The 9,592-nt window shown below is 73.5% G+C and carries 8 protein-coding genes; 5 read left to right on the forward strand and 3 right to left on the reverse strand.

All coding sequences use genetic code 11. The features are described 5' to 3' along the window. Nucleotides 1–350 precede the first annotated feature (350 nt). The 5 genes from ACTUAL_RS15230 (at nt 351) to ACTUAL_RS15250 (ending at nt 6,743) form a co-directional block, all read left to right on the forward strand. Complete coding sequence (locus ACTUAL_RS15230) at nt 351–1,544, forward strand: acetoin utilization protein AcuC (protein ID WP_440900717.1); 1,194 nt, start codon at nt 351–353, stop codon at nt 1,542–1,544. Continuing rightward, entirely contained in the window at nt 1,544–4,222 is a 2,679-nt protein-coding gene (locus ACTUAL_RS15235; protein ID WP_440900718.1) for a bifunctional acetate--CoA ligase family protein/GNAT family N-acetyltransferase, read from the forward strand. The genes ACTUAL_RS15230 and ACTUAL_RS15235 overlap by 1 nt, the downstream gene beginning before the upstream one ends. Before the next feature lie 276 nt (nt 4,223–4,498). After that, nucleotides 4,499–5,323 carry a glutamate ABC transporter substrate-binding protein gene (locus ACTUAL_RS15240; protein ID WP_096492079.1) on the forward strand — a complete coding sequence of 275 codons (825 nt, stop codon included), beginning with the start codon at nt 4,499–4,501 and terminating at the stop codon, nt 5,321–5,323. Between the two features lie 59 nt (nt 5,324–5,382). Beyond that, nucleotides 5,383–6,156, forward strand: a complete 774-nt coding sequence (locus ACTUAL_RS15245) for a GntR family transcriptional regulator (protein WP_096492080.1) — start codon at nt 5,383–5,385, stop codon at nt 6,154–6,156. 260 nt (nt 6,157–6,416) lie between these two features. Continuing rightward, nucleotides 6,417–6,743, forward strand: coding sequence for a hypothetical protein (locus ACTUAL_RS15250; protein ID WP_118948221.1), 327 nt, complete (start codon nt 6,417–6,419; stop codon nt 6,741–6,743). Between the two features lie 257 nt (nt 6,744–7,000). On the opposite strand, the gene ACTUAL_RS15255 is transcribed toward ACTUAL_RS15250, so the two are convergent. The 3 genes from ACTUAL_RS15255 to ACTUAL_RS15265 all read right to left on the reverse strand — a co-directional run bounded on the left by ACTUAL_RS15255 (nt 7,001) and on the right by ACTUAL_RS15265 (nt 9,517). Next, entirely contained in the window at nt 7,001–7,699 is a 699-nt protein-coding gene (locus ACTUAL_RS15255) for a hypothetical protein (RefSeq protein WP_440900719.1), read from the reverse strand. Further along, nucleotides 7,696–8,256 (reverse strand): hypothetical protein, encoded by a 561-nt coding sequence (locus tag ACTUAL_RS15260; RefSeq protein WP_096492082.1) that lies wholly within the window; start codon nt 8,254–8,256, stop codon nt 7,696–7,698. Before ACTUAL_RS15260 ends, ACTUAL_RS15255 begins: the two co-directional genes overlap by 4 nt. 106 nt (nt 8,257–8,362) lie before the next feature. Beyond that, nucleotides 8,363–9,517 carry an RtcB family protein gene (locus ACTUAL_RS15265; RefSeq protein WP_096492083.1) on the reverse strand — a complete coding sequence of 385 codons (1,155 nt, stop codon included), beginning with the start codon at nt 9,515–9,517 and terminating at the stop codon, nt 8,363–8,365. Nucleotides 9,518–9,592 lie beyond the last annotated feature (75 nt).

Below are 9,592 nucleotides of genomic sequence, written 5' to 3' on the forward strand. Positions count from 1 at the left end.
GCCGCGGCGGAGGAGGAGGCGCTGGAGGAGGCGCTGGGCGAGTCGCCCGACGCGCTGCTCGCGCTCCCGCTCACGGAACTGCTGCACCCCACCACCCCGAGCACGGCGGCGAGGCAGGCGGTCAGCACTGAGGCACGTCGCAAACGCATGACTGGTTCGACCCCGTTCCCCCGCGCGGGGTTCCCACCCACCCGGCGGCGCTCGCCCCCGGCGCGTCGACCCGACTGTAGGTCCCGCCGCCGCCGACCCCCGCCACCGCCGGACCGCCACCGGGGAAACCGCCACCAACGGACCAACCCGACCCGCCGCGGCCATCGTGCGATTACCGGTCAGTAGGCTAAATTTCGGACATGGGAGCGGAACAGGGCGTCGCGCGGCCACCCGCCGTGGTCTGGGACGAGTCGGTGCTCGCCTACGACCTCGGCGGCGACCACCCGCTCAACCCGCTGCGCCTTGACCTCACCATCAAGCTCGCCACGGCGCTCGGCGTCCTCGACGGCGTCGACCCGGTCGCCCCGGCCCACGCCACCGACCCCGAGCTCGAACGCGTCCACGACCCCGCCTACCTGGCCGCCGTGCGCGCCGCCCCGAGCACCGCCTGGGACCTCGGCCACGGCCTCGGCACCACCGACAACCCGGTCTTCGACCGGATGCACGAGGCGTCCTCCCTGGTCGTCGGCGGCTCGCTGGCCGCCGCGCGGCAGATCGCCTCCGGCGCCGCCGACCGGGCCGTCAGCATCGCGGGCGGCCTGCACCACGCCATGCGCGACCGCGCCGCCGGGTTCTGCGTCTACAACGACTGCGCCGTCGCCATCTCCTGGCTGCTGGACAACGGCTTCGACCGCGTCGCCTACGTCGACACCGACGTGCACCACGGCGACGGCGTGCAGGCCGCGTTCTACGACGACCCGCGCGTGCTCACCGTCTCCCTGCACCAGAGCCCGCTGAGCCTGTGGCCCGGCACCGGCCGCCCCACCGAGCTGGGCGGGCCGAACGCCGAGGGCACGGCGGTCAACGTCGCCCTCCCGCCCGGCACCCCCGACCGGGGCTGGCTGCGCGCCTTCCACGCCGTCGTGCCGTCGCTGCTCACCGCGTTCCGCCCGCAGGTCCTGGTCACCCAGTGCGGAGTGGACAGCCACCGCGAGGACCCGCTCGCCGACCTGTCCCTGACCGTCGACGGCCACCGCGCGATCTACCGCGCCCTGCGCCACCTCGCCGACACCACCGCGAACGGCAAGTGGCTGGCGCTCGGCGGCGGCGGGTACGAGCTGGTGCGCGTCGTGCCCCGCTCCTGGACGCACCTGCTCGCCACGGTCCTGGACCGCGACGTCGACCCGCGCGTCCCGCTGCCCGCCTCCTGGATCTCGCACGTCAGCAAGACCGCGCCGAACTGGCCGCTGCCCACCGCCATGACCGAGGGCGCCGACACCTCGTTCGCGCCGTGGGACGGCTCCGGCGGCGACCCGGTGGACGAGGCCGTCCGGGCCACCCGCCGCGCCGTCTTCCCCCTGCACGGCCTGGACCCCGAGGACGCGAGGGACTAGTGGACCCGTTCGACTACCCGCGCAGCTGGGAGGCCGACGTCGTGCTCGCCGACGGCGGCACCGCCCACCTGCGCCCCATCACCCCCGACGACGGCCAGCGCCTGCTGGAGTTCCACTCCCGGCTCTCCGAGCGCACCCGCTACTTCCGCTACTTCGGCCCCTACCCGAGGATGCCCCGGCGCGACGTCGTCCGGTTCACCACCGTCGACCACGCCGACCGGGTCGCGTTCGTGGCCATGCTCGGCGACGACATCGTCGCGGTGGGCCGCTACGACCGGCTGCACGACGGCCCCTCCGCCGAGGTCGCGTTCGTCGTGCAGGACGAGCACCAGGGCCGCGGCCTCGGCTCGATCCTGCTGGAGCACCTGGCCGCCGCCGCCCGCGAGCGCGGCCTGACCCGGTTCACCGCCGAGGTGCTCGCCGAGAACGGCCAGATGGTCCGGGTCTTCCGCGACGCGGGCTACTCGGTCAGCCGCGCCTTCGACGAGGGCGTGCTGCACCTGGAGTTCGACGTGGACCCGACCGAGCAGTCCGTCGAGGTCGCCCAGGCCCGAGAGCAGGCCGCGGAGGCGCGCAGCGTGCACAACCTGCTGCACCCGCGCTCGATCGCCGTCATCGGCGCCTCCACCGACCGCACCAAGATCGGCCACGCGGTGCTGGCGAACCTGCTCGTCGGCGACTTCCACGGCCCCGTCTACCCGGTCAACGCCGAGCACCGCGCGGTGCGGGGCGTGCGCGCCCACCCCTCCGTGCTGGACATCCCCGACGACGTCGACCTGGCCGTCGTCGCGGTGCCCGCCGCGGGCGTCGACGAGGTCATGGACGCCTGCCTGGCCAAGGGCGTCAAGGCGCTGGTCGTGGTCACCTCCGGCTTCGGCGAGACCGGCCCGGACGGGCGCACCGCCGAGCGCAGGCTGGTCACCGAGGCCCGCGCGCACGGGATGCGCGTGGTCGGCCCGAACGCGCTGGGCGTGGTCAACACCGACCCGGACGTGCGGCTCAACGCGACCCTCGCGCCGACCCTGCCCGCGCGCGGGCGCACCGGGTTCTTCTGCCAGTCCGGCGCGCTCGGCAGCGCCATCCTGGCCACCGCCGCCGAGCGGGGCCTCGGCCTGTCCACGTTCGTCAGCGCGGGCAACCGGGCCGACGTGTCCGGCAACGACCTGCTCCAGTACTGGGAGACCGACCCGGCCACCGACGTGGTGCTGCTGTACCTGGAGTCGTTCGGCAACCCGCGCAAGTTCGCCCGCCTCGCCCGGCGCCTGGGCCGCAGCAAGCCGATCGTGGCGGTGAAGTCCGGCAGGCACGCGGTGACGCCCGCGCTCGCCGCGACCTCGGTCCACGTGGACGAGCAGAGCGTGCAGGCCCTGTTCGAGCAGGCGGGCGTGATCCGGGTCGAGTCGCTGGCGCAGCTGTTCGACACCGCGCTGCTGCTCGCCCACCAGCCGCTGCCGTCCGGCCCGAGGGTCGCGGTGGTCGGCAACTCCACCGCCATCGGCGTGCTCGCCGCCGACACCGTCCTCGGGCAAGGCCTCGACCTGGTCGGCGACCCGGTGGACGTGGGCGCGCAGGCCGGGCCCGAGGAGTTCGCGGACGCGGTCCGCACCGCGCTGGCCGACCCGGACACCGACGCGCTCGTCGTGGTCTTCGCCCCGCCGCTCGCCATCCCCGGCACCGAGTACGCCCGCGCGCTGCGCGCCGCCGTGCAGGACGCCGCCGCGCGGGACGCGGAGAAGGCCAAGCCGATCGTGTCCACGTTCCTCGCCGTGGAGGGCGTCCCGGCGGAGCTGGCGGTGACCGGGCCGGACGGCGCGCCGGGGCGCGGCTCGGTGCCGTCGTACCCGAGCCCGGAGCGGGCCGTGCTCGCGCTCGCGCGGGTCACCCGCTACGCGCGCTGGCGCTCCCGCCCCGCTGGCTTCTTCACCCGGCCCGAGGGCGTCGACCCCGAGGCCGCGCGGGCGCTCGTCGAGTCCGTGCCGCACGCCGAGCCGGTCAAGCTGGACGACGACACCGCGATGCGGCTGCTCGCCTGCTACGGCATCGACGTCGTGCCGTTCCGGGTGGTGTCCTCGGCGGACGACGCGGTGGCCGCGTCGGCGGAGCTGGGCTACCCGGTGGCGCTCAAGTCCACGGCCGAGCGCCTGCGGCACCGCACCGACCTCGTCGGGGTGCGCCTCGACCTGACAGCCGAGGAGTCCGTGCGCGAGGCGTACCGGGGCCTCGCGGACATCTCCGGGCTGACCGAGGTGTACGTGCAGCGCATGGTCCCCAAGGGCCTGTCCTGCGTGCTGGGCCTCCAGGACGACCCGTCGTTCGGGTCGCTGGTGTCGTTCGGGCTGTCCGGGTTGGTGAGCGACCTGCTGGGCGACCGGGCGTACCGGGCGGGGCCGCTGACCGACGCCGACGCCGCCGCGCGCGTGCGCGCCCCCACGGCCGCGCCGCTGCTCGCCGGGTGCCGGGGCGGTCAGGTCGCGGACCTGGCCGCGCTGCAGGAGCTGGTGCTGCGGCTGGCCGCGCTCGCCGAGGACCTGCCGGAGGTGCGGGAGCTGGCGCTGGAACCGGTGCTGGCGTCGGCGGAGGGCGCGTTCGTGGCCAGCGCCCGCGTCACCCTGGGGCCGAGGCCGTCGCCGCGCGACTCCGGTCCCCGGCGGCTGCGCCTGCCCGGAGGGGCGCGCTGACGGCCCGCGTTCACAGTCCCGCGGGTCGACCCCGCACCCCGCCGGGGGCGACCGCCCGCCGCGCGCGAACCCCGCCACCACAGGCGTTCCCGCCACCCGCGCCCGCCCGGACCCCGGAGCACCGCACGGCCGATCGCACCAGCGCGCTGCGGTGTTCAGGTCCGTTCGGGACGATCTCCTGGGGTCTTTCGGCCTGATTCCGCCGTGAAGCGCAGACGCCGCGCCCACCGGCACCTAGGTTCCCCCGAAAGCACGGGACAGGGGAGGGGAACCACCGTGGCAGCGTTAAGCAAGTCATCCCTGGTCTGGGCCACCGCGGCGGTGCTCGCGCTGACCTCCTGCGGGGCCGACGACGACACCGTCCTCGGCCGCGCGGAGCAGGGGAGGATCACCATCGGGGTCGCCCACGACCAGCCGGGGCTCGGCCTGCGTCGCCAGGACGGGAACCTGCGCGGCTTCGACATCGACGTGGCCCGCTACGTCGCGACCGAGCTGGGCGTCCCCGAGTCGGGCATCACCTGGGTGGAGGCCCCGCCCGAGGACCGCGAGCGGCTGCTCACCTCGGGCGAGGTCGACCTGGTGGTCAACGGCTACTCCATCACCCCGAAGCGGCGCGAGGTCGTCGACTTCGCGGGTCCGTACTACACGGCGGGCCAGGACCTGCTGGTGCTGATCGACAACCAGGAGATCACCGGGCCGGACTCGCTCAGCCGGGGCCAGCGGCTGTGCTCGGTCACCGGCACCACCTCGGCGCAGTACGTGAAGGACACGTTCGCGAAGAACGTGAAGCTGGTGGAGCAGCCCAGGTTCAGCGAGTGCGTGACCGCGCTGCTCGCGGGCGAGGTCGACGCGCTCACCACCGACGACGTCGTGCTCGCCGGGTACGCCGCGCAGAACCCGGAGCTGCTCAGGGTGGTCGGCGAGCCGTTCAGCGAGGAGGAGTACGGGATCGGCCTCCCCAAGGGGCAGCAGGAGACCAAGGACGCGGTCACCGCCGCGCTGCGCAAGATGGTCGACAGCGGCGAGTGGAAGCGCGCGCAGGAGGTCAACGTCGGCGGCTCCGACTACCGGTTGCCCGAGCCGCCGCAGATCGCTTCGTGACCTCCGACCCACCCCGTTGGCGGGTCCTGCGCGGACCCGCTGGGGCCTAGGGTCGCCGGGTGATCAGCTCCCACCCCTCCCCCGGCCGCCGGGCCGACAAGCCCGTCCGCGCCGGGATTCCCGAGCACGGGCGGGTTCCCCGCTACTACGCGGTCAAGACCGAGCTGCTGTGGCTGGTCGAGGCGCTGGGGGAGGGGGCGGCGCTGCCGTCGGAGCGGGAGCTGGCCTGCCGGTTCTCGGTCTCGCGCGTGACGCTGCGCCAGGCCGTCGCGGAGCTCGTCCTGGAGGGCAGGCTCCTGCGGCGGCACGGCAGCGGCACCTACGTCGCGCCGCCCAAGCTCGTGCAGCCGCTGTCCCTGGTGAGCTACGCGGACGGGATGCGGGCGCAGGGCATCCGGCCCGACCGGGGCGTGGTGACCGTCGAGCGGTTACCCGCGGACGAGGTGCTCGCCGAGGACCTGCTGGTGCCGCACGGGGACCCGGTGCTGCACCTGGAGCGGGTCATGCTCGCCGACGGCGCGCGGGTCGGCCTGGAGTCGACGTACCTGCCGCTGTCCCGCTTCCCCGGCCTGCTCGACGCGCTCGACCCGGCCGGGTCGCTGCACGCCTGCCTGCGCGAGCGGTTCGGCGTCGAGTTCGGCGGGGCCGAGGAGCGGGTGGAGACGGTGCTGGCGGCGCCCCGCGAGGCGCTGCTCATCGGCACCAACCCCGCGCTGCCCATGCTGCTGCTGCACCGGGTCGCGCACGACCGGTCCGGGACGCCGGTGGAGCGCTCGCGCTCGCTGTACCGGGGCGACCGCTACAGCCTCGCCGCGAGCGTGCGCGCCGAGTAGCGCGCGGGTCGGTTCCGGGGAATGCCGGTTTCGAGTCCGCGCAACCGGAACCGGGACCTCGACCGTCCACAGTGGACGGGATTTCGCCGGATATCACCCGGATGTGCGCTCAAGTTCCGAAATAATAGCCTGAACGTTGCCGATTTGACGCTTTACGCCCCCCGTTAGCAGGCATTTCGCCCTGCCTTCGCGGCGGTACCGTTGGTACTCGGATCGAGTGCTCCTCGCTCGCAGCGGTGCGGGGGAAGCGGGGGTGGATCGTGACATTCAAGGAGGAGTTCCTCAGGGAGCTGGACGACTGCCTGCGCGGTTTCGGGGCGGTGCCCGCCGCGCACCCGGCCGAGCTGGCCAGGTTCGTGGACTACGTCCGGGCGCTGCCCGAGGACGACGACCGGTTGCGCTCGCTGGCCGGGGTCGACCAGGGATCGGGCTCGTTCTGGAACAACCCCGCCGTGTGGTGGGAGCAGGTTCCCGGATTCGGCGCGGACGACGCGGATTGCGCGCGCCTTCTGGACCGGATGCTCGACGAGGCCATCAGCGACGAGATCGACGTGCTGGAGATGGAGATCCGGGAACTGCCCGGCTGATCCCGCCCACCGGTCCGGGGCGCGGTCGGGCGCGTCGGACCGGGAAAGCGCGAAGCGCGCGACGGGCCCGGAAAACGCTGACACCCGCTGTGCGCCCGGGTCGCCGGACGCACAGCGGGGTGCTCGTCGTTCCGATGTTCCTTCTGCGTTCTGACGCCTGCCGCACCGGGCCTCGGGAAAAGCTCTGCGGTGTGCTGCCCGGTGCTCGGGTTGTGCTGGTCCGGCGTGCTGTGAGGCTTCGCCTCACGGGCTGCGCCTCAGACCGAGAGCAGCTTGTCGAAGAACGAGCGGTAGCTCTTGAGCGCGAGCCGCAGCTCCTCGGTCTCGGCCTCGCTGCCCTCCTGCCAGCGGCCCTCCAGGGTCCGCTTGTGCTCGGAGAACGTGGTGGCCAGGCTCTGGATCACCTGGGCGACCAGCTCGTCGGCCCGGTGCACGGCCTCGCGGGGGTTGTCCACGAAGTCGCCCTGCAGCGAGCGCCACTCCTCGCGGAAGCCGCCCGCCTCGTCCTGGCCGAACAGCGGGGAGTCGGCGTCGAAACCGCTGTGGTGCGCGGGCTCGACCTCGGCCTGCACCGGGATCTCGGTGGTGGCCATGGCCTCGGCGCCGGGGGCGTCGGTCACCGGGGTGGTGGTGACGCCGGTGGCGCGCGTGCCGGTCGTGCCGTCGGACCCCAGGTCGTGATCGGTCTTCAGCCCGTCGGAGGCCACCGGCTCGCGGGTGCTCTGCGCGGGCACCACGCCGTCCTCGCGGTCGCGCTCCTCGTTGTAGGCCGCCTCCTCCGCGTAGGCCAGGTCGTCCTCGCGCTCCGGGGAGTCGTGGCCGTGCTCCAGCACCGGGTCGTGGTGCTTGCCGCGCTCGTCCACGAGGTCCTCGCGGACGTCGGAACGGCCCGGGGGGCGGGCGAAGTCGTCGGTGGTGAGCCGGTGGTCCTGGCGCTCGTCCGGTCGATTGATCATCGTGCTCCCTCCTTGCGCTCGCCTCGGTCGCCGAGCAGGTCGTTGAACAGGGTTCGGTAGTGCACCATCGCGTTGCGCAGGTCTTCCGTGGACGCCTCGCCCTGCTCCTGGCGGCGGGTGATGGCGTGGGCCTGGCGGTAGCTGTCGATGGTCCGGGAGTGCTCGACCGACAGCACCGAGGCGTTCGCCTCGTGGTCGCCGTCCGTGGGGTAGCCGCGCTCGGACATCAGGTCGGTGACGAGCCGGTGGGCGCTGGCGACCGCGTCGCTCGGCGCGTCCACGAACTGCTCCTGCACCTGGACCCAGTGGCGGGAGTAGCTCTCCCGCGTGCCCTCCGTGAGCGGCTTCAGCTCAAGGGACCGGTGGGCGCGCTCGCGCTCGGCCAGCTCGCGCTCGGCCTCCATCCGGTTGCCGCTGCGCTCCACGACCCGGTCGTACTCGGGACCGAACTGCCGCCGCAGGTGCTTGCGCTGGGACGCCTTCCTCCACAGCACCACACCGACTGCGACGACGACCAGCACGGCGATCACAACGCCGATGGTGGTGCCGGTGGACATCTTCGCCTCCCGTTGGGGTCTCTCTCAGCTGCCCAACGGGTAACCCTGTCGTGTGAGGGGCAAACCTGGCCCTTGACAAACCGGGCCAGGTCCGCCCCGCTCCGCGTCAGCCCTTCACGCAGAGCACCTGCTTGAGCTTCGTGACGACCTCCACGAGGTCGGCCTGCTGCTCGATGACGCTGTCGAGGTCCTTGTACGCGGCCGGGATCTCGTCGACCACGCCCGAGTCCTTGCGGCACTCCACGCCCAGCGTCTGCGCCGCGAGGTCCTCGGCGGTGAACAGCTTGCGCGCCTTGTTCCGCGACATCCGGCGGCCCGCGCCGTGCGAGGCCGAGTGGAACGAGTCCGGGTTCCCCAGGCCGCGCACGATGTACGAGCCGGTGCCCATCGAGCCGGGGATGATGCCCAGCTCGCCCCGGCGCGCGCTGATCGCGCCCTTGCGGGTGACCAGCACGTCCTCGCCGAAGTGGCGCTCCTCCGACACGTAGTTGTGGTGCGCGGAGATCGGCTCGTCGAACCGGATCGCGGGGAACTGCCCGAGCAGCACCTCCGTGACCAGGTCGAGCATCGTGGCCCGGTTCAGCCGCGCGTACTCCTGCGCCCAGTACAGGTCGTGCCGGTAGGCCGTCATCTCCGGCGTGCCCGCGAGGAACACCGCCAGGTCCGGGTCGACCAGCTCGTCGTTGTGCGCCAACGTCTTCGCGATGGCGATGTGGTGCTGCGCCAGCTGGTTGCCGATCCCGCGCGACCCGGAGTGCAGCATCACCCACACCCGGCTCTGGGTGTCCAGGCAGACCTCCAGGAAGTGGTTCCCGCCGCCCAGGGTGCCCATCTGGTTCAGCGCCTTCTCCTGCGACAGGGTCGGGGTCAGGTCGTCGAACGAGCGCCACAGCCGGTCGTGGAACACCACCGGCGCGCGGTGCTGGCCGAAGCCCACCGGCACGGCGGCCTCGATCAGCGAGCGCAGCCGCGACAGGTCGGCGGGCAGGTCCTCCGCGACCAGCGACGTGCGCACCGCGGTCATGCCGCAGCCGATGTCGACGCCCACCGCGGCCGGGGACACGGCGTCCTTGAGCGCGATGACCGAGCCGACCGTGGCGCCCTTGCCGAAGTGCACGTCGGGCATCACGGCCACGTGCTTCACGGCCCACGGGAGGGTGGCGATGTTCCGCAGTTGCCGGAGCGCCTCGCCCTCCACCTCGTCGGGACGTGCCCACAGGCGGATGTCTACGCGTGCTCCGGGGAGCGTGGTCGGGGACATGCGGGCAAGGCTAGGTCGGCGCTCCCGGCCGGGCGAGCGAATTACCCCTGGTGAGCGGCCCCCGGTAGGCCGCTC

It is taken from the genome of Actinosynnema sp., assembly GCF_052038725.1.

Coding starts and splice junctions, on each gene's coding strand:
- ACTUAL_RS15230 (WP_440900717.1), top strand. CDS start 351: ATGGGAGCGGAACAGGGCGTCGCGCGGCCACCCGCCGTGGTCTGGGAC.
- ACTUAL_RS15255 (WP_440900719.1), bottom strand. CDS start 7,699: ATGATCAATCGACCGGACGAGCGCCAGGACCACCGGCTCACCACCGAC.
- ACTUAL_RS15260 (WP_096492082.1), bottom strand. CDS start 8,256: ATGTCCACCGGCACCACCATCGGCGTTGTGATCGCCGTGCTGGTCGTC.
- ACTUAL_RS15265 (WP_096492083.1), bottom strand. CDS start 9,517: ATGTCCCCGACCACGCTCCCCGGAGCACGCGTAGACATCCGCCTGTGG.